This is a genomic window from Neotamlana laminarinivorans, assembly GCF_020523925.1.
GTDB classification, from domain to species: domain Bacteria; phylum Bacteroidota; class Bacteroidia; order Flavobacteriales; family Flavobacteriaceae; genus Neotamlana; species Neotamlana laminarinivorans.
Map to the genome: position 1 here is coordinate 313,700 of NZ_JAJAPW010000002.1, position 24,125 is coordinate 337,824.

Consider the following 24,125-nt stretch of genomic DNA (forward strand, 5'->3'; position numbering starts at 1 on the left):
TTAATTTTTAGCTAATTTTTTTGTTGGTAAAATAGCATTACTATAGCTTTGTATTCAATTATGAGTAAAAACATTTTTAAATATGTTTCGGTTTTAGCATTGCTATTCTTCACAGGAATTAGCAATTTACATGCTAATAACACATCTCATTCACAGGCCTATATTTATAACCAGTCCTCAAAAATATCGGCAAATAAGCACGTTGAATTAAGTTCGCGACATCATAGAAATACTAGTAATTTAGTTTTTGAAACTGTAGAAGTTGATGAAATTGAAAACGAAGAATCTCCTTCAAAACATTATCAAACGTCATTTCATAATTTCTTAAATGAAGTTTATAAATTTATTGCTTTTAACGAGGTAAAACAATCTCAAAAAGCATCTTATTATAATAAAAAGTATCAAGACAAAGCTTCAACCAAACTTCATGTGAGGCTTCAGGTTTTCATAATTTGATTTTTTTCTTCTGTAAATCAATACAACTTCGATTTACACAACATTTATTACACGTAAAAACTTTATAATCAAACTATTTAGTTATCAGCACTTTTGCGTATCGTTAGCTGAAAAATCACATTAACCTCCATTTATTTCAAACAAAAAATTATGAAAAAAGGATTCCTTTTCATGAGCCTTCTTGTGCTTATAATTTTCACAAGTTGCCATGATAAAAAAGAAAAAAAAGAAGAACATACTGCGTTCTTAGTAACAAACCCCATAAAAAAAGACACCTCTATAACCAAAGATTATGTAAGTCAAATTCACTCAATTCGAAACATTGAACTTCGAGCCTTAGAAAAAGGATATTTAAAAAACATTGAGGTAGACGAGGGACAACATGTAAAAAAGGGGCAGGTTATGTTCCAAATTATGCCAAATGTTTATCAAGCCGAATTAGAAATGGCCAAAGCCGAAGCCAAAGCAGCCGAAATAGAACTACAAAACACACAACTTTTAGCTGATGGTAATGTTGTTTCAGAAAATGAATTATCGTTAGCTGAAGCAAATTTTTTAAAAGCTAAAGCTGAAGTTGTTCTTGCACAAACTCATCTTGGGTTTACTACAATTAAAGCTCCTTTTAATGGTATTATGGACCACCTACATGTACGTGAAGGCAGCTTGCTTGATGAAGGCGAACTGCTAACAACATTATCTGATAACAGTAAAATGTGGGTGTATTTTAACGTGCCTGAAGCCGAATATTTGGATTATATAACTAGTGCTGATAAAGACTCGAAAAAAGAAGTAGAGCTTTTAATGGCCAACAACAAACGCTTTAACCAAAAAGGAATTGTTGAAACTATTGAGGGTGAATTTAATAGCGAAACTGGAAATATTGCATTTAGAGCAACTTTTCCTAACCCAGACGGTATTTTAAGACATGGCGAAACAGGCAGTGTTTTAATGACTGTGCCTTTTAAAAATGTTGTCATTATTCCACAAAAAGCCACCTTCGAAATTTTAGATAAAACCTATGTTTTTGTAATAGATAAAGATCATGTTGTAAAGCAACGCGAAATTACAATTGGTGCCGAATTACCGCACCTTTTTGTAGTTAACGATGGCTTAACCGAAACCGATACCATTTTACTTGAAGGTATTCGTATGGTTAAAAACAACGAAAAAATTCACACCAAATTCTTAGAGCCAAACCAAGTGCTTGCCGAATTGGATTTATATGCTGAATAATTAGAATTTAATCTACAAAAACATGTTTAAAAAATTTATAAAACGTCCCGTTTTGGCTATTGTCATTTCGGTAATTATATTATTTGTTGGTGGGCTTTCCATTAAACAATTACCCATATCGCAATTCCCTCAAATTGCACCAACTACGGTAAACATTTTTATTGCTTACCCTGGTTCAAGTTCCGAGGTTTTAGTAAATTCTACACTAATTCCATTAGAAACGGCTATTAATGGCGTACAAGGTATGCGCTATATTGCATCTGATGCCACAAGTGCTGGCGAAGCTACCATTAGAGTTATTTTCGAACCCGGCACGGACCCCAATCAAGCTGTGGTTCGTGTAAAAACTCGTGTAGACCAAGTTATGCCATTATTGCCGGAACTTGTTCAACGCGAAGGTGTTATAATTACACCTATACAACCTAGTATGTTAATGTACGTTAACCTGTCTAGCTCAGATAAAAACAACGATGAAAAGTTCTTATACAACTATGCATACACTAAAATTATTCCAGAAATACAACGAATTAATGGTATTGCAAGTGCCAAAATTTTAGGTAGTAGAAAATACGCTATGCGTGTTTGGTTAAAACCAGATAGAATGCGAGCCTATAACATTTCGGCCGAAGAAGTGCTTGAAGCCATGGAAGAGCAAAGCATTTTGGCAAGACCTGGCCGTTTAGGTAGAAGCTCGGGAATTACCTCTCAATCTTTAGAATATGTTTTAACATACCAAAACCGCTACAACGAGCCCGAACAATACGAAGACATCATTATTCGTGCAAACAAAGAAGGCGAGATTGTAAACTTAAAAGATATAGCCGATGTAAAATTAGGCTCTGAGTTTTTCGATATTTATTCGAATTTAGATGGTAAACCTTCAGCATCTATAGTACTAAAACAAACTTTTGGAAGTAACGGTAGCGACGTTATTGATGCAGTAAAAGAAAAATTAGATGAATTAAAAGAAGAATTACCACCAAATGTAGATTTTAATATAAGCTACGACGTATCAAACTTTTTAGATGCTTCCATAGAACAAGTAATACATACACTTCGTGATGCTTTTATTTTAGTAGCATTTGTGGTATTTATCTTTTTAGGAGATTGGCGATCAACTTTAATTCCAATTATTGCTGTTCCGGTGTCTTTAGTAGGCGCATTTTTTGTTATGCAAATTTTTGGGTTATCTATAAACCTAATTACACTATTTGCCTTGGTATTAGCTATTGGTATTGTGGTAGATGATGCCATTGTAGTTGTAGAAGCCGTACACGTAAAAATGCACGAAAAACATTTAAGTCCGTATCAAGCATCTAAAGAAGTACTAGGTGAAATAGGTGGCGCCATTATAGCCATAACATTAGTAATGGTTTCTGTTTTTATTCCAATTTCATTCATGACAGGGCCTGTAGGTGTATTTTACCGTCAATTCTCTATAACAATGGCAGGTGCTATTTTAATTTCCGCTCTTGTAGCACTAACACTAACACCTGTGTTATGTGCCATGTTACTTAAAAATAATCATGGTAAAAAGAAAAAATCGTTAGCCGATAGATTTATAGACTGGTTTAACCGTGGTTTTGAAAAATTAACAGGTAAATACGTAAAAATTCTTAACAAAATTGTTGCAAGACGTATAGTAACCTTCGCAATTTTAGCCGCATTTTGTGCTGGTATATTTTTTACAAATCAAGTATTACCTGCCGGATTTATTCCAAACGAAGATCAAGGGATGATTTATGCTATAATCCAAACACCACCAGGAGCAACTTTAGAGCGTACGAATGAAGTTGCACGTAAACTTCAAAAAATTTGTGAAGAAACTGAAGGTGTTGAATCGGTATCATCTTTAGCAGGTTACGAAATTATGACGGAAGGTCGCGGATCGAACGCAGGTACATGTTTAATTAACCTAAAACCATGGTCCGAACGTCATCATTCTGTTCATGAGATTATGGAAGAATTAGAAGAAGAAACCAAAGATTTAGGTGCCGTAATTGAATATTTCGAGCCACCAGCAGTTCCAGGTTTTGGTTCGTCGGGTGGTTTTGCAATGCGTTTGCTCGATAAAACCAACTCTACCGATTATCATAAGTTCGAAGACATAAACAGTAAGTTTATGGATGCTCTATCTAAACGTAAAGAAATAACTGGATTATTCACGTTTTATTCGGCAAATTATCCGCAATACGAATTAAAAATAAATAATAAAATTGCTATGCAAAAAGGTGTTACTATAAGTAAAGCTATGGAAAACCTTAATATTTTAATTGGTAGTACTTACGAGCAAGGTTTTATTCGTTTTGGACGTTTTTTTAAAGTATATACTCAAGCCGGACCAGAATACAGACGTTTACCCTCAGATTTAGAAAAGCTTTTTGTTAAAAATGAAGAAGGTGAAATGGTGCCCTATTCGGCATTCATGAGTGTTGAAAAAAAGCTTGGTCCAAACGAAATTACTCGCTACAACTTATACAATTCTGCTTCAATTAGAGGTTTACCAGCATCAGGTTTTACAAGTGGAGATGCTATAAATGCCATTAAAGAAGTGGCTGCTCAAGAACTACCTAGAGGTTACGATATTGCTTGGGAAGGCTTATCATTCGACGAAGCAAAAAGAGGTAACGAGTCTATTTACATTTTTATAGTTGTACTAGTATTCGTGTACTTTGTTTTGGCCGCACAATACGAAAGCTTTATGCTGCCTTTAGCTGTAATTTTCTCTTTACCGGTAGGTGTTTTTGGTTCTTTCTTTTTACTAAAAATAATGGGGTTAGCTAACGATGTTTATGCTCAAATTGGGGTAATAATGCTAGTTGGTTTACTTAGTAAAAATGCGGTATTAATTGTAGAGTACGCAGTACAAAAACAAAGGCAAGGCGCAACGGTTTTAGAAGCCGCAATTGAAGGTGCCAAAGCTCGTTTCCGCCCTATTTTAATGACTTCTTTTGCCTTTATTGCAGGATTAATTCCGCTAATAATAGCAACAGGAGCAGGTGCTATTGGTAACCGAACCATTGGAGGCTCATCTTTAGGAGGTATGCTTATAGGAACCTTTTTTGGGGTACTCGTTATTCCTGGTTTATACTACATTTTTGCTAAAATGGCCGAGGGTAAAAGTTTAATTAAAGACGAAGTAAACGAACCGCTTTCTGAGGAATTTATTAGAATTCGAGAAACCGAGAACCAAACGCAAGCAAACACAACACAAATAAATAAGCTAAAACAATTAATTAAAAAACTTAGAAAAAACAAGACTAATGATTAATTTAAAAACATATAAAGGCTTTTGTCTAAGTTGCTTTATTGCAATTGGCATGTTTTCGTGTGTGCCAACTAAAAATATTAGAGAGGTAAATAAAAGCACTCCAAAACAGTATAAAAATGCCGCAAACGATACTACAAATACAGCTAAAATACCTTGGAAACATTTTTTTAAAGATCCGTATTTAATTGCTTTAATAGATACTGCCTTAACCAATAACCAAGAGCTAAATATTATGCTTCAAAAAATTGGAATAGCACAAAACAACATTAAAGCTAAAAAAGGTGAATATTTACCTTTTGTAAACTTTTTTGCCGCTGCAGATTTAGACAAAGTTGGGGAATACACCAGAGATGGTGCTGTTGAGCAAAACTTAAACATTCGTGAAGATGAAGCATTTCCAGAACCTTTAACCAATTACACAATAGGCTTATCGGCCTCTTGGGAGTTAGACATTTGGAAAAAACTTAGAAACGAAAAAAAAGCTGCTGTTCTAGAATATTTAGCTTCAGTTGAAGGTAAAAATTTTATGGTTACCCAACTAATTTCAGAAATTGCCAGTGCATATTATGAACTCATGGCGCTTGATAATCAACTTACCATTATCGAGCAAAATTTAAATATTCAGCAAAATGCTTTAAAAATGGTTAAGCTACAAAAACAAGCTGCACGAACAACACAGCTTGCCGTAAGTCGTTTTGAAGCCGATGTTTATAAAAACCAAAGTAATAAGTATAATATTCAGCAGGAAATAATAGAAACCGAAAACTTAATTAATTACCTAGTCGGTCGTTATCCGCAACCCGTAACACGAGGTTCAGATACATTTTTAGAACAACAAATAAACCCTGTTTTAACTGGTATTCCTTCGCAACTGCTAACGCAACGTCCAGATATAAAACAAGCTGAGTTAGAGTTAGAAGCTTCTAAACTTAATGTAAAAATTGCTCGAGCTAATTTTTATCCGTCGGTTGGTATAAGCGCTGGTGTGGGCTTTGAAGCATTCAAACCTAAGTTTTTAACACACACACCAGAATCTTTAGCCTATTCGTTGGTAGGCGATATGGTTGCTCCGTTAATAAACCGAAATGCTATAAAAGCAGCATATAGCACAGCTAATAATAAGCAATTAGAAACCATTTTTGATTATGAAAAAACCATTTTAAATGCGTTTATAGAAGTGTCTAATCACTTATCTAAAGTTGAAAATCTAAAGGAAAGTTATCGATTAAAAGAAAACCAGGTAAATAGTTTAACCGAAGCCATCGATCTTTCTATCCGCTTGTTTAAATCGGCAAGAGCAGAATATACAGAGGTATTGCTAACACAACGTGAAGCACTAGATTCTAAAATGGAAATTATAGAAACAAAAAAAGACCAATTAATAGCAAATATCCAATTATATCAATCTTTGGGTGGAGGATGGAATTAATTTCTCTCAATTAATTCTATTTTTCAAACCGCTCGAAATATTTTGAGCGGTTTTTTTATGTTATTTTTGCAACTATGCTAAACGTTAAAAATCTTACTTTTTCCTATAATAAATCTCCTATTTTAAAAAACATTTCTTTTAATGTTAAAATGGGTGAAAACCTAGCTATTATTGGTGAAAGTGGTTCCGGAAAAAGTACTTTACTTAACCTAATTTATGGTGAATTTGATTTAAATGAAGGAAAAATTTTCTGGAAAGACACCGAAATTTTAGGACCAAAATACAACTTAGTTATTGGATACGAATTTATGAAATACGTGCATCAAGAATTCGATTTAATGCCTTACATAACTGTTGCCGAAAATATTGGAAAACATTTATCGCGCTTTTTTCCAGAAGAAAAAGAACAACGCACCCAAGAACTTATAAAAGTTGTAGAGCTTGAAGATTTTGCCAACGTAAAAGTTAAAACACTTTCTGGTGGGCAAAAACAACGTGTAGCATTAGCTAGAGCCTTAGCAAAACAACCCGAAATTATTTTATTAGACGAGCCTTTTAGTCACATTGATAATTTTAAAAAACAAAGTTTACGTCGTAGCGTTTATAAATATTTAAAGGATAAAAACATCTCTTGTATTGTTGCTACACACGATAAAGACGACGTTTTAGGTTTTGCCGATACTATGATGGTTTTAAACAACAATGAAATTTTAGATACCGGAAAGCCTGAAACTTTATACAAACACCCAAAAACACCATTAATCGCTTCTTTTTTTGGCGAGTTTAATGTTATAAATAATGAAATTATTTACGCCAATCAATTAAAAGTTGTTGAGCACTCTAATTTAAAAGCAAAAGTAATTACCAGCTATTTTAAGGGAAGTTATTATTTAATTGAAGCTGAATTAAATGGTGAAAAAGTGTTTTTCGAGCATAGAACTGCGTTAGAAAAAGACTCAGAAATTTACTTATCCATTTCAGAATAATTTTTAACCGATTGTTTCAGTTTTTTTAAAATACGATCTCTTAATTTTTTTGGTTTTAACACTTCAATGCTTTCTCCAAACCCTAAAATAAGGCGTTCTAATTCAAAATTATGCTGCACTAAAATATTAAAAACGGTGCCATCTTCTCTGGTTTCGATAGTACGTTGCGTAGGGTGAAACGGTTTTGTAATTACGTAAGGCGCGTTTTTTTTGTCGACCCAAAATTGCACGCGTTGCGCTCTAGAATTTAATACTGTAACACCAACAACTTCTTTATAAAACACATCGCCATCAATTTTTAAATCAATATATTCCAAATCATTTTCTACTTCAATATTTAATATTCTATCTAAAGCTAGTGTCATCATTTTTTGGTTATAAGATGCTAATAAAAACCACCGATTATTATACTCTTTTAATAACTGCGGATGTACTTTTAATTCGCTCGAACTTCTTGCTGAAAAGGATTTGTACAAAACACTAATCACTTTTTTGCTTTGTATGGCGTTATAAATAACATCAATAAACTCTAAACCTTTTAATTGTTCATTTTTATCTAAATGAATAATGGCGCGATTATTTTTTTGAGAAGCATAAACCGAGTCTTCCAAACGTTGCAAAACCCCATCCATTTCTTTAAACAACGAGAAATCTTTAAATTGCCTGAGAACTTGTATAGCTTCGTTCATTACCTTAATATCTTTGTCGGTTACAGGTATGTTTACAATGCTGTATTCTGAATCGTCGTATTTATAAAATTTTCGATTGTAAACCACTATTGGCGCATTATATCCAAGCTTATCACTACGCATCATTTGTATATCTAACTGCACAGTACGTTTACTTACATCTACATCTTTACCTTCATACTCGTAAAGCGCATCAGAACAAGCGGTAATTAAGTCGTCAAGCGTCCATTGTCGGTAGTTATTTTGCAGACATTTATCAATGGTTTTATAGCGAATTAATGCGTTTTTGTTTACAGCCATATTACTCTAATTTTTAACTGAAATAAAGGTAATTAATTTCTACGCAATCATTTTGCGTAGTTTATTTTATTCAATAAAAAAATGAGTTAAAAACAAAAATTTTTGCTTTTTTAAAAAAAAGTTAATACTACGTATTAAGGGTTGTAATTTCCTGAAATTGAAAAAATAAATTTTGAAAATTGAAAAATAAATCTAAATCTTTGCAGTGCAATTGGCTAAATGATAACAGCCAAAACAATTAACATTAAAAAAACAAGAACAATGCGTTTATTTATAACATATCAACCAAAGCCAAAAGGACTTTTACCTTTTGTGACGCTTCGTGATTATTGTAAATAAACTTTTGTAAACTCATACAAAATGAAAAATCCGAAGCAAATTTTAAACTGTTTCGGATTTTTTGTTTTTCAGTCATTAGCGAGTCTGCTAAAACATTTCCCGAAACTAAGAATTTTAAAATCGTGATGTCACACTGAGCGCAGTCGAAGTGTTTCAAGAACGAAAATATTAAATCAAATTCTGGACAAAATTCAGAATTAAAAACACAAAACAATGGACACGAATTTGTTAAACAACTACGTGCTTAAAGCTATAGATGCCTATCCATATGATTTAGAAGAAACCGTAGAAAACCTAAACTACGCTTTGTCTTACGAAAGTAACAACGCTTACGCTTTGTATTTAATGGGACGTTTGCAAGCAGAGCAATTGGGCGACTATGAAAAAGCCATTAAAGCATTAAAAACAGCAAAAGCATTTGGTTACAACAATGGTTTTATCAGTCATATTGATAATGAAATATCCAGAATAAAAGACAAGATAAAACCTAAAAAGAAAATAGCTTCTAAAAAGAAAAAGAGTAAAAAAGACAAGAAAAAGAAGAATAAAAAGTAATTTTTAAAACTACGCAAAAACATTGCGCAATAGTGTAAAATATTTGCAGAGTCATTAACAATAAGCTTTGTGGAATCAAGCTTAATTTAACAGTAGCGCTTCACCAGTCGCAGGAACTGGTGAAGCTTAATAAAAAACTGAAAGGATAACGATGGTTTGTTTACTCGCTTTGGAAGCGAGAGGTTGTAGGTTCGAATCCTATCTCTCAGACAATTAAAACATCAAGCAAGTCTTGTTAAGTGTTTCTGTATAGCACTATTGTATAAATCCTTGCGGTTTCGCATTAGGTTTTTATGTTCAACTTGACTTGAAGGTTTTTAGATTATTTGACCAAATAAATAATCCCATCTATGTACACAGGTTCGAATCCTGTCTTCTCTCACGGGAAGTAGCTAAGTCAGGTATAGCAATAGATTCAAATTGTAGGTTCGAATCCTACCAAGATCTAACGGTCTTGTGGCGAAATTGGCAAACGCGCTGTATTTAGGTTACAGTTTTGAAAATGGACTTTAATCCATCTTTTTTTGATTAAGAAGGTCACTTGTAAAAATCGACCACCAGTGTTGCCATCACGTAAAAAATGGCTCTAAAAATAAAGGCAAAGTATAAGTTGGCTAGCTTATGTAATTTTTACAAAAGCAGTCTAGACAACACCTTGAAATACTAATGTATTTAAAGTCACTTTGGGTAATCTTTTAAAGATTCATTTTTAAATTAAATCATTGAAATTATTTCGGTGTAAACATTTAAAAATCATCTACTAAACATTATGTAAAGCGCTATAAACCATAGTATTTCCGTAGTTATAAAGATGGTTAATTTTTATTTTGCTTTAACTACGAATAGATCATTTTCAGCATAAGCTCAAAAATTCTATTATAAATGTATAACCGTTCTGATATTTAAAAAATAATGCAATCAGAACATAATAATTAGAAATCATGAAGAGAGTAAGAATTCATGCAGGAAACGTAGGTTTAGTATTTAAAAGCGGTGATTACAAACGCGTAATTACCAGTGGTACACATTGGTTAGGCTTTAACGAAACCGTTGCAAAATACAGCTTAACTACAGCTTTTAATGCGCCTAAAGCATTGGAAATCTTACTAGAAGAACAAGCTTTAGCCAACATGTTACACGTTATAAATGTAGAAGACAACCAAATTGTTTTAGTTTACACATACAACAACTTTAAGCAAGTGCTAACCGCTGGTCAATACACCTTTTGGAACACGTTGGTAGACTATAAATTTGTCACTGTAGATTTAAGCAAAATCGAAATCACAGAAAATATCAGCAAGTCTTTATATACCAATATGCAATTAAGACAATACATACGCGCTTTCGAAGTTGCAGCTTACGAAAAAGCCATTATGATTGTAGACGATAAGTTTGATAAAATTTTAGATCACGGTACATACCACTTCTGGAGAAACAATCAAACTATAAAAATCGTAAAAGCAGATTTACGTCAGTTACAATTAGAAGTATCAGGTCAGGAGTTGTTAACCAAAGACAAAGCAGCTGTGCGTATTAACTTTTACGCACAGTACAAAGTAGTCGATATCGAAACGGCATTAATGCAAAATAAAGATTACGAAAAACAATTGTACACAAGCTTGCAATTAGCCTTAAGAGCATACGTTGGCGCTTACACCTTAGACGAATTGTTAGAGCAAAAAGACCAAATAGCAAAAGCAGTTCTAGAAGACGTAAAAGCGCAAGCCAGTAAGTTAGGCGTAAACGTATTACATGCCGGTATGCGCGATGTAATTTTACCAGGCGACATGAAAGACATCATGAACCAAGTGTTAATTGCACAGAAAAAAGCGCAAGCCAACGTAATTACAAGACGCGAAGAAACCGCATCAACACGTAGCTTGTTAAATACCGCAAAATTAATGGAAGACAACAGCATGTTGTTCAAATTAAAAGAAATGGAATACGTAGAAAAAATAGCCGATAAAATTGGCGAAATCACCGTAGCCGGAAACGGAAACGTGATCGAACAATTAAAAGATCTTTTTTCAGTAAACAAGTAATTTTTTGGGAGTAACCACCCTTTTAGTGGCGTGGTAGCGCTTTACGTTATATCTTTTGCGAACAAAATGATGCCACTTCAATCGCTTACGCGGGCTAAACCAAAGGGTATTTTGTTAGATAAAAAAATACAAAGACGCAAAAACATTGCGCAACACACTATAATATTTGTAGTGTAATTAAAATAAAACAATGAAAACAAACACAAAAATAACCGGAAAAGACTTAATCAATTTAGGTTACAGACAAGGCAAATGGATGCAAGAAGCATTGGTTTACATTAACGAAAACCAATTACAAGGCGATGCTTTACAAAGTTATTTAGAGCAATACAAGTTACCAGATCCATTACCATTGCATAAAACACCAGTAGACTTTTCAATTAACATAAAAGCAGAAAACGAGTTAGAAGAAGATAACGTTTCTAAAGTCATTAACTCGATGCAAACCTTAATGAAAACACCAACATTAGTCAATGGTGCCATTATGCCAGATGCTTGCCCAACTGGACCAAACGGAACCATTCCTGTTGGCGGTGTTGCAGTAGCAAAAAATGCCATTCATCCTGGTATGCATAGTGCAGATATTTGTTGCTCGGTCATGTTAACAGACCTTGGAAAAGTAAACCCAAAAGACGTGTTAGATGCAGCGCATGCCAACACACATTTTGGTCCTGGTGGACGCGATAGAAATACACAATTTAGATTTCCGAAGGAATTATTAGAAGCTTTTGAAAACAATTATTTCTTAAAAGACCAACAAATGATTCTAGCAGCAAGAGCACATTTAGGAACGCAAGGCGATGGTAACCATTTCTTGTTTGTTGGAACATCAAAAAAAACAGGAAATACCATGATGGTAACTCATCACGGATCTCGTGGTCCTGGTGCTAGATTGTATACAAAAGGGATGAAAATTGCCGAACGTTTTAGAGAAATATTATCACCAGAAACGTTAAAACAAAACGCATGGATTCCTTTTGATACTGTAGAAGGTCAAGACTATTGGCAAGCTTTGCAAACCATAAGACAATGGACCAAAACCAATCATGAGGTAATTCATAATTCGGTTTCTGAAAGTTTAGAAATTGCTATTGAAAACCGTTACTGGAACGAGCATAACTTTGTATTTAAAGAAGGTGATTTATTTTATCACGCTAAAGGTGCAACACCTTTAGATGCTAAGTTTATGCCAGACATTACTGGTCCAAGATTAATACCTTTAAACATGTCTGAACCTGTGTTAATTGTTGATGGTGCAACTACCAAAACCAATTTAGGTTTTGCGCCACATGGTGCCGGTAGAAACGTAAGTCGCACACAACACAGAAAGAGCAAAACGGGAAGCATTATGCAAATTTTTAAGGAAGAAACACGCGGATTAGATGTTCGGTTTTTCTCTAAAGAAATTGATATTACCGAGTTACCAAGCGCTTATAAAAATGCTCAAACCGTAAGAAACCAAATGGAAGAATACGGTTTAGGAAATGTAATTGATGAGGTTTTACCTTACGGTTGTATTATGGCAGGCGATTGGCAAAAAAATGCACCTTGGCGCGTAAAAAGAGAGAAAAGAAGAAGAAATAAATCCTAGAAACGAAAAAAGTGGACTGTGACGTATGTTGGTCTGCTTTTTTGTTTATAAGAGCGCTGTAATTTCAAAAGTTATATTTCTAAAAGCCACTTTATCTCCAACCGATTTTCCTAACAGTAATTGACCAATTGGTGTACTAGCAGAAATAGCATAAAATATTTCACTTTCAACTTTAAGCTCACCTGCACTAATACTAATAAAATAGTTAGATTTTGTTGTAAATACCACACTACCTAAACCAACATTTTTAGAAAAAGATTCTGGATTAATTTTAGAAAGAACTTGTTTAGTCTTTTCAATTTCTGCTAATTGATGCCCTGCTTTTTCACGCTCAAGTTGTAACATTGCTCGTCCCGTTTCATGCTTATCGCCGGCACTACTTTTGGTTTCACTTTGTAAACTTTGTTTTAAGTCGTTTATAACTGCTAAAACACTTTGTAATCGTATTTCTAAACTAGCTTTGCAAAGCTGTAGCAATTTTGCTTTAATTTTTAAGTTTTCCATGCTCTTTTTTTGGGAAATTTAACGGTCCGTAAAATCCCATTTGCTTAATAATCCACTTTTTTCTGGCCGATATATAATTTGTTGCTGGTTGCGCTTTGTACTGCCTTGGGTTTGGTAATATAGCTGCAATTGCGGCTGCCTGACTTATAGTTAAACGTTTTGCCGATGTACCAAACCAATATTTTGATGCTGCTTCTGCTCCGTAAACCCCATTTCCCATTTCAATGCTATTTAAATATACTTCTAAAATGCGTTGTTTGCTCCAAAATCTTTCGATTAAAAAGGTAAAATACATTTCTAAACCTTTACGCAACCAACTTCTGTTTGGCCATAAAAACACATTTTTTGCTGTTTGTTGGCTAATGGTGCTTGCGCCTTTTATGCGTTTTGCTGTTTTATTGTTTTGGTACGCTTTTTCGATAGCATCTAAATCAAAGCCATTATGGCTTAAAAACTTTTGGTCTTCGCTACAAATTACAGCTTTTTGCAAGTGAATAGAAATATCATTAATATTTACCCATTTATGCTGAAACTGTGAAGTTGATTGTGTTTTTCCAAAATAGCGAATTGCCATTAATGGCGTATAATACACAGGAATATAACGACACATTACAACCCATAAAATTGATATAATAACAAACCAAAAACAACTTTTTAGTATAAAACGAAATAGTTTTTTCATTTAAAAAATTAAGGACATTTGTATACTATTTAATAGGTTGTAAAGATACTTATTTTAACAGGACGTTGCTTTGTGTTAAGGATAGAAACGGCATCCTTTTTTTGAGGCACGAATAAAAAAGATATAGTGGATAGCCTGACTTTTGCCCATAAAAGGCAAAAGAAACACCATAAAAAAAAAACTCCGAAAATTAATTCCGGAGTTTCTGTTTATTTATTCTTCAACTTTTTTTTCCATTACAAAGTCTTCCATGAATTTTGTGGTATAATTACCAGCAACATAATCTGGATGATCCATTAATTGCCTGTGGAATGGTATAGTTGTTTTTATGCCTTCTATTACAAACTCGTCTAAGGCGCGTTTCATTTTGTTTATTGCTTCTTCTCTTGTTTGCGCTGTAGTAATTAGCTTTGCAATCATAGAGTCGTAATTTGGTGGAATGGCGTAACCCGCATAAACGTGCGTATCTAAACGTACACCATGACCTCCTGGAGCGTGTAATGTTGTTATAACTCCTGGTGATGGTCTAAAATCATTATAAGGATCTTCTGCATTAATACGACATTCTATAGAGTGTAATTTTGGCGTATAGTTTTTTCCTGAAATTGGCACACCTGCAGCTACAAGTATTTGTTCACGAATTAAATCGAAATCTATAACTTGTTCTGTAATTGGATGCTCTACTTGAATACGTGTATTCATTTCCATGAAATAAAAATTACGGTGTTTATCTACCAAGAACTCAACTGTTCCGGCTCCTTCGTAATTAATATATTCTGCGGCACGTACACCTGCTTCTCCCATTTTTTTGCGCAACTCATCGGTCATGAAAGGCGACGGTACTTCTTCTGTTAATTTTTGATGACGACGTTGTACCGAACAATCTCTTTCTGATAAATGGCATGCTTTACCACGAGAATCTCCAACAACTTGTATTTCGATATGGCGAGGCTCTTCAATAAGCTTTTCCATATACATATCGTCGTTACCAAAGGCAGCTTTACTTTCCTGTCGTGCAGAATCCCAAGCAGCTTTTAAATCTTCTGGTTTCCATACAGCTCGCATACCTTTACCTCCACCACCGGCAGAAGCTTTTAACATAACTGGGTAACCTGTTTCAACTGCTATTTTTTCACACTCTTCAAAAGATGTTATAACACCGTCGCTACCTGGTACACATGGTACTCCTGCAGCTTTCATGGTAGCTTTAGCGTTAGCTTTATCTCCCATTTTATCGATCATCTCTGGAGATGCACCAATAAATTTTATACCGTGTTCTTCACAAATTTTTGAAAATTTTGCGTTTTCTGATAAGAATCCATATCCTGGATGAATGGCATCGGCGTTTGTAATTTCGGCTGCAGCAATAATGTTAGACATTTTTAAGTAAGACTCGCTACTTGGTGCTGGCCCTATACATACGGCTTCGTCGGCAAATTTTACATGTAAGCTTTCTTCATCTACTTTAGAATAAACCGCAACGGTTTTTATTCCCATTTCCTTACAAGTACGTATAACACGTAGTGCTATTTCACCTCTGTTTGCTATTAATATTTTTTTAAACATAACTTTATATTATTAAAATCTCAAATTCCAAATTCCAACAAATTGGGATTTGCTTTTTGGAATTTTAAAATGGGTTATGATGGGTCTACTAAAAATAATGGCTGATCGAACTCTACTGGCGAAGAATCATCCACTAAAATTTTAACTACTTTCCCTGAAACTTCAGACTCTATTTCGTTGAAAAGTTTCATAGCTTCAATAATACAAAGCACATCGCCTTCTGCAATAGTTTGACCTACCTCTACAAATAAAGGTTTGTCTGGAGATGGTTTTCTGTAGAATGTTCCAATAATTGGAGACTTTATAGTGATATATTTAGAGTCTTCTGATTTTGTTTCGGCTGGTGCTGCAGGTTGCGCTGCTGGTGCTTCTGCAACTGGTGCTGCTTGAACAATTGGTGCTTGTGCGATTTGAGGTGCTGGCACTTGATGCACAATTGTAGTATCTGAATCTGATCCTGTTTTAATGGTGATTTTTACATCATCCATTTCTAATTTAACCTCGCTTGCTCCTGATTTTGCAACAAACTTGATTAAGTTTTGAATCTCTTTTAAATCCATAGTTTTATTAATTAGTGTTTTGGTTATATTTTATGAATTGTAGGCCCATTTTAAATATATTGACCCCCAATTAAATCCGCCGCCAAAGGCAGCAAATATAATATTATCTCCTTTTTTAAGTTGAGACTCGTAATCGTTTAACAATAATGGTAAGGTTGCTGATGTTGTATTACCGTATTTGTGAATATTCATCATTACCTTTTCTGGCTCTAAGTTTATTCGTTCGGCAGTAGCATCAATAATACGTTTATTAGCTTGGTGTGCTGCTAACCAGTTTACATTATCTTTAGTAAGGTTATTACGCTCTAGTATTTTAACAGTAGCATCTGCCATATTAAATACAGCGTTTTTAAATACAGTTCTGCCTTCTTGATAAGCAAATTGCTTGCCCTCATCTATAGCTTCATGGGTAATTGCATTTAAAGAACCTCCAACTGGAGCTTGTAAAAACTCTCTTCCAGAACCATCGCTTCTTAAATATTCGTTTTGGTAGCCTAAGCCTTCTTCATTTGGTTCAAAAAGTACGGCTCCTGCACCATCTCCAAAAATAATACATGTAGCTCGGTCTTTATAATTAATTATTGACGACATTTTATCGGCACCAATAAGTAAGACTTTTTTATAGCGCCCTGATTCTATATAGCTTGAAGCAACTGACATACCGAACAAAAAGCTTGAGCAGGCTGCATCCATATCAAATGAAAAAGCGTTGGTTGCTCCAATTTGAGTTGCGGTATAAGATGCTGTTGATGCTGCTTTTAAATCTGGTGTAGCAGTGGCTACTATAACTAGTTCGATATCTTTAGGATCGATACCTTTTTTATTTATTAAGTCTTGCGCGGCTTTTATGGCTAAAAATGAAGTTCCTTTATCTTCATCTTTTAAAATTCTTCTTTCTTTAATACCCGTTCTGGTGGTAATCCATTCGTCATTAGTATCAACCATAGTTTCCAAAATTTGGTTGGTTAATACGTAATCTGGCACATAAGCGCCTACAGCTGTAATTGCTGCAGAAATTTCACTCATAACTATCAAGTTAATTAGTACTAAAAATTATTACAAATTGTACAAAAACATTCAAATTTGGCTAATAATTCCCAAATATGACGTAATATTATGCAAATTACTAGTTTTTGTGGTGTATAAAAAATGTTTCACAAAAAAAAACGCCCAAAAAGAGCGTTTTTCTATATGCTTGCATAATAAATTTATGCTACGTTTTCTACTTCAGAATTATCAATTAATACTTGACCTCTGTAATAAAGTTTACCTTCGTGCCAGTGCGCTCTGTGGTATAAATGTGGCTCGCCTGTTGTAGGACAAGTTGCTATTTGTGGCGCAGTAGCTTTGTAATGTGTTCTTCTTTTATCTCTTCTTGTTTTCGAGATTTTACGTTTAGGATGTGCCATTTTTATATGTTATTTATCCGTTAATAGTTTCTTTAATGTATTCCATCGAGGATCGATGTCCTCGTTTTGGTCTTTATTTTCTTTTTGCTCGTTAGGGCTTAGCTCTTCTAATCTTTTAAGTATTTCCGAGTCTAGACTTCCATCTTCAACTCCTGGATGTATGCATTTTGCCGGAACTGATAATACAATTAATTCGTAGATATATTGCTGAATGTTAATTTCGAAAGTACCATGTGGTACTATTAATATATCTATATAGTCGTCGTTATATTCTTCTCCAAACTTAACCACTAAATTAAAACTATTTTCAATAGCTTGGTTGTAGGGTTCGTTAGTTAAATCACAATTTACATTTACCCATCCTGAGATTTTAAAATGCAATTCTAGTAAAGTGGTTTTCTTTTCTAGCTCAACATCAACCTTTACATTGGCATTTTTAAAATCTTCATACTCAAAGTATTCAAAGAACGCTTTCTCAACTTGATAATCAAAATGATGCTTCCCAATCTTTAATCCCACAAAAGGAATTGTAAACTCTTTTAATGGTTTCATTTTAATCGTATCTATTTTGAGCCTGCAAATATATAAATTTTTATTTACGTAGCTATATTTATAAACATTTTTTTGTTTATCCGTTTAATTATTAAACGTTTAACATTGTTAATTACTTTTATAAAGTTAAGAATAATTACTTTTTTGTACTCTTTTTTAATGGGTTTATTGTTAATTGTTCGTAATCGCTTCGATTTTTATAAATTTTAATGGCTGCAAAAACCGCTTCTTTAAACGAATTTTCGTTAGCAATTCCTTTTCCTGCAATTTCATATGCCGTACCATGATCTGGTGAAGTTCGTACTTTGTTTAAACCTGCTGTGTAATTAACTCCTTGCCCAAATGACAATGTTTTGAAAGGGACTAAACCTTGGTCGTGGTATGATGCTATTACTGCATCGAAATTTTTGTAGGTATTAGATCCAAAAAAACTATCGGCAGCATATGGGCCATATATTAATTTACCTTGTTCTTTAAGTTTAGAAATTGTTGGCCGTAAAACCTCATCGTCTTCAGAACCAATTACACCATTATCACCTGTGTGGGGGTTTATTCCCAAAACGGCTATTTTTGGTTTTTGTATTCTAAAATCTTGTTTTAAAGAATTATATAAGGTATTAACTTTATTTTCAATTAATTTTGGGGTAATATGTTTTGATACATCTTTTACCGGAACATGATCTGTTAAAAGCCCTACACGTAAGCTATTAGTAATCATAAACATTAAACTATTACCTCCTAATTCTTTTGCTAGATAATCGGTATGGCCAGGAAATTTAAAGTCGTTAGATTGTATATTATGTTTATTAATTGGCGCCGTTACTAATACATCAATATCATTGTTTTTCAATGCTAAGGTTGCTTTTTGTAATGATTTTAAAGCATAATCACCAATTTTAGAATCTTCTTTACCAAACTCTATTTTTACATGTTCGTTCCAGCAATTTAGTACATTAAATTTTCCAATTACAATTTGTTCTATTTGATTTATAGAATGAAATTTAATTTCTGAATTGAAATGCTTTTTTAAAAAGGTTAGGGTTTTTGCCGATGCAAATATAACTGGTGTACAAAACTCCATCATACGTACATCTTCAAAAGTTTTAAAAATTATTTCGCCTCCAATGCCATTTAAATCGCCTATTGAAATTCCTACTATTATATTTTCAGCTTCCTTCATTTAAAAATGATAAGTTTTGTTCGTAATTTTGATTTTGCAAATTTAATTAAATAAACCCACAATAAAATGTTTACAGGTATTATTGAAACAATTGGAACGGTAACACATCTTGAAAAAGAACAAGATAATCTGCATATATCAATAAAAAGTAATATTACTTCAGAATTAAAAATAGACCAAAGTGTAGCCCATAATGGTGTTTGTCTTACAGTTGTTAAAATACAAGATGATAATTACACAGTTACAGCAATTAACGAAACTTTATTAAAAACAAACTTAGGAAGTTTAAAAATAAACGATAAAGTTAATTTAGAACGCGCTATGAAACTTGGCGATAGACTAGACGGACACATTGTACAAGGACATGTAGACCAAACAGCTATTTGTGAAAATGTAAAAGAAGAAAACGGAAGCTGGATTTTTACTTTTAGTTATGATTCATCATTAAACAATATAACAATTGAAAAAGGGTCAATAACTGTAAACGGTACTAGTTTAACTGTTGTAAACTCTAAAAAAGATAAATTTAGCGTTGCCATAATACCTTTTACCTATGAGCATACTAATTTTAATACTTTTAAAAAAGGAACTACAGTTAATTTAGAATTTGATGTTTTAGGAAAATATGTAGCAAGATTAGTGGAATTGAAACAATAAAAAGACTATTTTTTATTGAAAACCATTTTTTTAACGCCATAAATTATAGCAAAAAAAGCACCTAACAAAACACCTCCATCTATTGGCAAAATAAAACCTGGCCCTGGTGCTGGAGTACTAGGAGGTGGTGGTGTCTTTTGACCAAGACATACCAAACTTATTAACACAAATAAGATTGAGGCAAATATTCTTTTATTTTGCATTTTCATAGAGTTACAAATGTATAAAAAAAAGCATGCGTAAAACATGGTTTATAACTTAAAATCTGGTTTAAACAACAAAAATATTCGATGAAATACAATTTGTTTTAATTTTTAAACTAGCTACAGTAAAATTTTGTAAAAAATTGAATATTATTTGATTAACAAATATATAACTTGTAAGCTAATTGCAAATATAAACGTTTTAGTGAAGTATAAATTATGCTCATGTTATCTTTATTTTTCGACACCTAATATTATAAAAACAAAAAAACCGTTTCATTAATTTGAAACGGTTTAGTTTTGTGGTCCCACCTGGGCTCGAACCAGGGACTTTCTGATTATGAGTCAGATACTCTAACCAACTGAGTTATAGGACCCATTAGCATATAACTAATCACTCTTTTTTAAAAGAGAGTGCAATATTACTACTTATTTTATAACTCTACAAGAAAAATTATTTCTTTATATCTTCACAAAGCTCAATTAATACATTATTAGTGGTTTTAGGATGCAAAAAAACAACCTTTTTATTATCTGTTCCTATTTTTGGCACATTGCTTAATACAGTAAAACCTTCGTTTTTTAACCTATTAATTTCTGCTTCTATATTATTTACTGCGAACGCAATATGGTGTACGCCTTCACCATGTTTATCAATAAACTTTGCTATTACACTATTTGAGTTTGTAGCTTCTAGTAATTCAATTTTATTATTTCCAACTTTAAAAAACGAGGTATTAACACCTTCAGATATCACTTCTTCAATTTTATAACTTGGTGTTCCAAAAAGCTTTTCAAATAAAATATTAGACTCCTTTAAATTCTTTACTGCAATGCCTATATGTTCAATTTTATTCATTTTAAAGCTTGTATTTGTATAAGATACAATATATGGTAATAAAAATAATCTTATTTTTGCATTTTAATAGCAATTTATATTTTGGAAGAAAGTCAAAGACAAAAAAAAATAGCATCGGTTTTACAACACGATTTAGTTGATGTTTTACAACGTGCAGCTACAGATGGCGGTATGCGTGGTGTTATAATTTCTGTAAGTAAAGTTCGTGTTACTGTAGATTTAAGTATTGCAAAAGTGTATTTAAGCATTTTTCCAAACGATAAAAGCAAAGAACTTTTAGAAGGTATTCGCTCGAACACTCCTTTAATTCGACACGAATTAGCACAACGGACTAAAAACCAATTACGCCGTATGCCTAATTTAGAGTTTTTTATTGATGATTCTTTGGAATATATAGATAATATTAATAAATCGCTTAAAGGCGAAGATAACCCAATTAAAGATCCTTCAATTTTAGAAAAAAGAAAAAAGAAATAATACTACGCTTTTTATATTATCTCTGTTGCTTTCTTATCTTTAAAGCATGAATTTTTCGCTGTACATTGCAAAACGCTATTTATACTCTAAAAGTAGCAATAATGCTATAAATATTATTACATATATAGCACTTATAGGCGTTATTTTAGGTGCTGCTTCATTATTTGTTGTGCTTTCTGGGTTTGCTGGTTTAAAAGATTTTACACTTAAGTTTACAAGTATAATAGACCCTGATTTAAAGGCTGAAAGTACCACTGGGAAATCTTTTATGCTAACAGAACAAGACCTTACCAAACTTAAAAACATAAAAGAAATTAAACACTTTGCCAGAGTTATAGAAGACCGCGTTGCAATTAGTGTTGAAGATAAAAATACACTCGCTACACTTAAAGGGGTTGATGCCAATTACGAACAAGTTGCCAAAATAGATTCTATTTTAGATTATGGTAATTGGCTCGATCAAAAATCGAATCAAGTTGTTATGGGCTGGGGTATATCTAACACGTTATCTTTAGGTGTTTTAGATTTTACTAAACCTATATCCATTTATGTGCCTAAAGCTGGTACAGGACAAATTACCTCTACTAAAAACGCATTTAATTCTGTAAAAGCAATAAATGTTGGTGTATTTTACATAAACGAAACATTAAACGATGAATTTGTTTTTGCTCCAATAGATTTGGTTAAAAACCTTTTAAATTACAAGGAAAATCAAATTTCATCTATAGAGTTTATATTGAATGAAAACACCGATGAAGCTTTAGTAAAATCAAAAATTAAAACCATTTTAGGAAATAGAGTGATTTTAAAAAATAGAGCACAATTAAACGATGCCCTCTACAAAATGCTAAACACCGAAAATTTAGCCGTGTATTTAATTTTTACTTTAGTGTTAATAATTGCTTTTTTTAATATTATAGGCTCTTTAATAATGATGATTTTAGATAAAAAGAAAAGCTTAAATACTTTATTTAATATAGGAGCAACATTAAAAGATATTAGAAAAATATTTTTTTTACAAGGAAGTTTAATGAGCGTTATTGGAGGTATTATAGGGCTATTTTTGGCTTTTATTCTAACATTATTACAGCAACAATTTAATTTGGTAATGATTACTCCTACGTTACCTTACCCTGTTAGCATTAAGTTAGAAAACTTTATTATTGTTTTTATTACAATTTCTATTTTAGGAATTATTGCCTCGAAAATAGCATCAACTAGAATTACAGAACCTTTAGTTCATAACATTTAGTTTGCTTTCCTATCAATATGTCCTAAGTTTTTGTTTGGTGCAATAACGTCTCTAACTTTTATTTTTAACGTAGTAATTTCAGGAAAACCATTCATTTCTTTTCTTGACCAAATTTTTTCATCGTTAGCGTAAATTTCAAAAATACCGCCTGTTCCCGGTACTAAAATCAATTCGTTTACTTCTTCATTAAAAGTAGATAGTATTTCTTGAGACATCCAAGTCGCTCGTAGTAACCATTTACATTGTGTACAATAAATAATTTTAACGCTATTTTTCATAAATTTAAATGTTTATAAAAACGTATTGTTATAAAGTAAACTGGTAATCGCTAAATTTTTCTTCAACCTCATCAAAAGCAGCAAAAACATCTTTAGCATCGTCGCTTGTTACCATTTTTGTTCTGTATTCTTTAAAATGCGGAATACCTTTAAAGTAGTTTGTATAATGTCTTCTAGTTTCTAACACACCAAGAATTTCACCTTTCCAATCGATACTCATTTGCAAATGTTGGCGTGCAGCTTCAACACGTTCTTTCATACTAATTGGAGCTAAATGTTCTCCTGTATTAAAAAAGTGTTTTACTTGCTTAAAAAACCAAGGATTACCAATACTTGCACGTCCTATCATACAGCCATCTAACCCGTATTCGTCTCGCATTTCCATAGCACGTTCTGGTGTATTTACATCACCGTTACCAAACACCGGAATATGCATTCTTGGGTTGTTTTTTACTTGGGCAATAGGTTTCCAATCGGCATTTCCTTTATACATTTGTGCGCGCGTGCGTCCATGAATAGCAATAGCCTTACAACCAACATCTTGTAGGCGTTCGGCAACTTCAACAATTTTTATAGAATCGTGATCCCAACCTAAACGGGTTTTTACAGTAATAGGAATAGAGCTTCGTTTTACCATTTCGGCAGTAAGTTTTTCCATAAGGCACACATCTTTTAAAATACCTGCGCCAGCGCCTTTACTTACTACTTTTTTTACCGGACAACCAAAATTTATATCGATTATATCTGGTTTAGATTCTGATACAATATCAATAGTTTGAAGCATACTGTCTAGGTTTGCTCCAAATATTTGGATTCCCACGGGACGCTCTTTTTCGTAAATATCAAGCTTCATTACGCTTTTTGCGGCATTACGAATTAAGCCTTCACTAGACACAAACTCGGTATACACCACATCGGCGCCTTGCTCTTTACACAGCTTTCGAAACGGCGGATCGCTAACATCTTCCATTGGTGCTAAAAGCAATGGAAAATCTGGAAGTTCTATATTACCTATTTTTACCACAACACAGTTTTTGAGGCAAAAATACAGTATT

General features: G+C 33.0%; 24 protein-coding genes and 2 tRNA genes. 12 read left to right on the plus strand and 14 right to left on the minus strand.

The features are described 5' to 3' along the window. Positions 1–60 precede the first annotated feature (60 nt). The 5 genes from LG649_RS05160 to LG649_RS05180 all read left to right on the plus strand — a co-directional run bounded on the left by LG649_RS05160 (position 61) and on the right by LG649_RS05180 (position 7,375). Complete coding sequence (locus tag LG649_RS05160; RefSeq protein WP_044631475.1) at positions 61–456, plus strand: hypothetical protein; 396 nt, start codon at positions 61–63, stop codon at positions 454–456. A gap of 150 nt (positions 457–606) precedes the next feature. After that, a complete protein-coding gene (locus tag LG649_RS05165) occupies positions 607–1,689 on the plus strand; it encodes an efflux RND transporter periplasmic adaptor subunit (protein ID WP_226541826.1) in 1,083 nt (360 codons plus the stop codon). Between the two features lie 22 nt (positions 1,690–1,711). Beyond that, positions 1,712–4,960, plus strand: a complete 3,249-nt coding sequence (locus LG649_RS05170) for an efflux RND transporter permease subunit (RefSeq protein WP_226541828.1) — start codon at positions 1,712–1,714, stop codon at positions 4,958–4,960. Then, the gene (locus tag LG649_RS05175; protein ID WP_226541830.1) at positions 4,953–6,389 is read left to right on the plus strand and encodes a TolC family protein; all 1,437 of its coding nucleotides are present in this window, start codon (positions 4,953–4,955) and stop codon (positions 6,387–6,389) included. The genes LG649_RS05170 and LG649_RS05175 overlap by 8 nt, the downstream gene beginning before the upstream one ends. Before the next feature lie 74 nt (positions 6,390–6,463). After that, positions 6,464–7,375 (plus strand): ABC transporter ATP-binding protein, encoded by a 912-nt coding sequence (locus LG649_RS05180; RefSeq protein ID WP_226541832.1) that lies wholly within the window; start codon positions 6,464–6,466, stop codon positions 7,373–7,375. Here the strand turns inward: LG649_RS05180 and LG649_RS05185 are convergent. Further along, positions 7,354–8,364, minus strand: a complete 1,011-nt coding sequence (locus tag LG649_RS05185) for a helix-turn-helix transcriptional regulator (protein ID WP_226541834.1) — start codon at positions 8,362–8,364, stop codon at positions 7,354–7,356. The genes LG649_RS05180 and LG649_RS05185 overlap by 22 nt on opposite strands. Positions 8,365–8,916: 552 nt before the next feature. Between LG649_RS05185 and LG649_RS05190 the strand changes: the two genes are divergently transcribed. The 4 genes from LG649_RS05190 to LG649_RS05205 all read left to right on the plus strand — a co-directional run bounded on the left by LG649_RS05190 (position 8,917) and on the right by LG649_RS05205 (position 12,891). Then, positions 8,917–9,258 (plus strand): tetratricopeptide repeat protein, encoded by a 342-nt coding sequence (locus LG649_RS05190; protein WP_226541836.1) that lies wholly within the window; start codon positions 8,917–8,919, stop codon positions 9,256–9,258. A gap of 137 nt (positions 9,259–9,395) precedes the next feature. Next, positions 9,396–9,468: transfer RNA gene (locus LG649_RS05195), tRNA-Pro, on the plus strand. A 731-nt stretch (positions 9,469–10,199) separates the two neighbouring features. Beyond that, positions 10,200–11,300 (plus strand): slipin family protein, encoded by a 1,101-nt coding sequence (locus LG649_RS05200; RefSeq protein WP_226541838.1) that lies wholly within the window; start codon positions 10,200–10,202, stop codon positions 11,298–11,300. Between the two features lie 190 nt (positions 11,301–11,490). Beyond that, a complete protein-coding gene (locus LG649_RS05205) occupies positions 11,491–12,891 on the plus strand; it encodes an RtcB family protein (RefSeq protein WP_226541840.1) in 1,401 nt (466 codons plus the stop codon). Between the two features lie 45 nt (positions 12,892–12,936). Here LG649_RS05205 and LG649_RS05210 read toward each other — a convergent pair whose 3' ends face one another. The 8 genes from LG649_RS05210 to pdxA form a co-directional block, all read right to left on the minus strand. Beyond that, a complete protein-coding gene (locus LG649_RS05210) occupies positions 12,937–13,395 on the minus strand; it encodes a GreA/GreB family elongation factor (protein ID WP_226541841.1) in 459 nt (152 codons plus the stop codon). Next, the gene (gene mtgA / locus LG649_RS05215) at positions 13,376–14,077 is read right to left on the minus strand and encodes a monofunctional biosynthetic peptidoglycan transglycosylase (protein ID WP_226541843.1); all 702 of its coding nucleotides are present in this window, start codon (positions 14,075–14,077) and stop codon (positions 13,376–13,378) included. The genes LG649_RS05210 and mtgA overlap by 20 nt, the downstream gene beginning before the upstream one ends. Before the next feature lie 213 nt (positions 14,078–14,290). Further along, positions 14,291–15,643 (minus strand): acetyl-CoA carboxylase biotin carboxylase subunit, encoded by a 1,353-nt coding sequence (gene accC / locus LG649_RS05220; protein WP_226541845.1) that lies wholly within the window; start codon positions 15,641–15,643, stop codon positions 14,291–14,293. A 74-nt stretch (positions 15,644–15,717) separates the two neighbouring features. After that, the gene (gene accB, locus LG649_RS05225; RefSeq protein ID WP_226541847.1) at positions 15,718–16,203 is read right to left on the minus strand and encodes an acetyl-CoA carboxylase biotin carboxyl carrier protein; all 486 of its coding nucleotides are present in this window, start codon (positions 16,201–16,203) and stop codon (positions 15,718–15,720) included. Between the two features lie 30 nt (positions 16,204–16,233). Next, positions 16,234–17,229: a beta-ketoacyl-ACP synthase III gene (locus tag LG649_RS05230; protein WP_226541849.1), complete on the minus strand. Its 996-nt coding sequence runs from the start codon at positions 17,227–17,229 to the stop codon at positions 16,234–16,236. 182 nt (positions 17,230–17,411) lie between these two features. Continuing rightward, on the minus strand, positions 17,412–17,612 hold the full coding sequence (gene rpmF, locus LG649_RS05235; protein WP_042496062.1) for a 50S ribosomal protein L32: 201 nt from the start codon (positions 17,610–17,612) through the stop codon (positions 17,412–17,414). A 9-nt stretch (positions 17,613–17,621) separates the two neighbouring features. Continuing rightward, positions 17,622–18,164 carry a YceD family protein gene (locus LG649_RS05240; protein ID WP_226541851.1) on the minus strand — a complete coding sequence of 181 codons (543 nt, stop codon included), beginning with the start codon at positions 18,162–18,164 and terminating at the stop codon, positions 17,622–17,624. 136 nt (positions 18,165–18,300) lie between these two features. Then, positions 18,301–19,344: a 4-hydroxythreonine-4-phosphate dehydrogenase PdxA gene (gene pdxA / locus LG649_RS05245; RefSeq protein ID WP_226541853.1), complete on the minus strand. Its 1,044-nt coding sequence runs from the start codon at positions 19,342–19,344 to the stop codon at positions 18,301–18,303. Between the two features lie 66 nt (positions 19,345–19,410). Here pdxA and LG649_RS05250 point away from each other — a divergent pair, with 66 nt between their 5' ends. After that, complete coding sequence (locus tag LG649_RS05250; RefSeq protein ID WP_226541855.1) at positions 19,411–20,001, plus strand: riboflavin synthase; 591 nt, start codon at positions 19,411–19,413, stop codon at positions 19,999–20,001. A 5-nt stretch (positions 20,002–20,006) separates the two neighbouring features. Here LG649_RS05250 and LG649_RS05255 read toward each other — a convergent pair whose 3' ends face one another. The 3 genes from LG649_RS05255 to mce form a co-directional block, all read right to left on the minus strand. Further along, positions 20,007–20,204, minus strand: a complete 198-nt coding sequence (locus LG649_RS05255) for a PID-CTERM protein-sorting domain-containing protein (protein ID WP_226541857.1) — start codon at positions 20,202–20,204, stop codon at positions 20,007–20,009. 303 nt (positions 20,205–20,507) lie between these two features. Further along, a tRNA-Ile gene (locus tag LG649_RS05260) sits at positions 20,508–20,581 on the minus strand. Between the two features lie 77 nt (positions 20,582–20,658). Further along, a complete protein-coding gene (mce, locus tag LG649_RS05265) occupies positions 20,659–21,063 on the minus strand; it encodes a methylmalonyl-CoA epimerase (protein WP_226541865.1) in 405 nt (134 codons plus the stop codon). An 81-nt stretch (positions 21,064–21,144) separates the two neighbouring features. On the opposite strand from mce, the gene rbfA reads away from it, so the two are divergent. Together rbfA and LG649_RS05275 are read left to right on the plus strand one after the other, a co-directional pair. Next, positions 21,145–21,540: a 30S ribosome-binding factor RbfA gene (gene rbfA / locus LG649_RS05270; RefSeq protein ID WP_226541867.1), complete on the plus strand. Its 396-nt coding sequence runs from the start codon at positions 21,145–21,147 to the stop codon at positions 21,538–21,540. Positions 21,541–21,586: 46 nt separating this feature from the next. Further along, complete coding sequence (locus tag LG649_RS05275) at positions 21,587–22,792, plus strand: ABC transporter permease (protein ID WP_226541869.1); 1,206 nt, start codon at positions 21,587–21,589, stop codon at positions 22,790–22,792. Here the strand turns inward: LG649_RS05275 and LG649_RS05280 are convergent. Beyond that, positions 22,789–23,070, minus strand: a complete 282-nt coding sequence (locus LG649_RS05280) for a SelT/SelW/SelH family protein (RefSeq protein WP_226541870.1) — start codon at positions 23,068–23,070, stop codon at positions 22,789–22,791. The two genes, LG649_RS05275 and LG649_RS05280, sit on opposite strands and share 4 nt — an antisense overlap. A 28-nt stretch (positions 23,071–23,098) precedes the next feature. Beyond that, positions 23,099–24,094 carry a tRNA dihydrouridine synthase DusB gene (dusB, locus tag LG649_RS05285; RefSeq protein WP_226541879.1) on the minus strand — a complete coding sequence of 332 codons (996 nt, stop codon included), beginning with the start codon at positions 24,092–24,094 and terminating at the stop codon, positions 23,099–23,101. Positions 24,095–24,125: the final 31 nt, after the last annotated feature.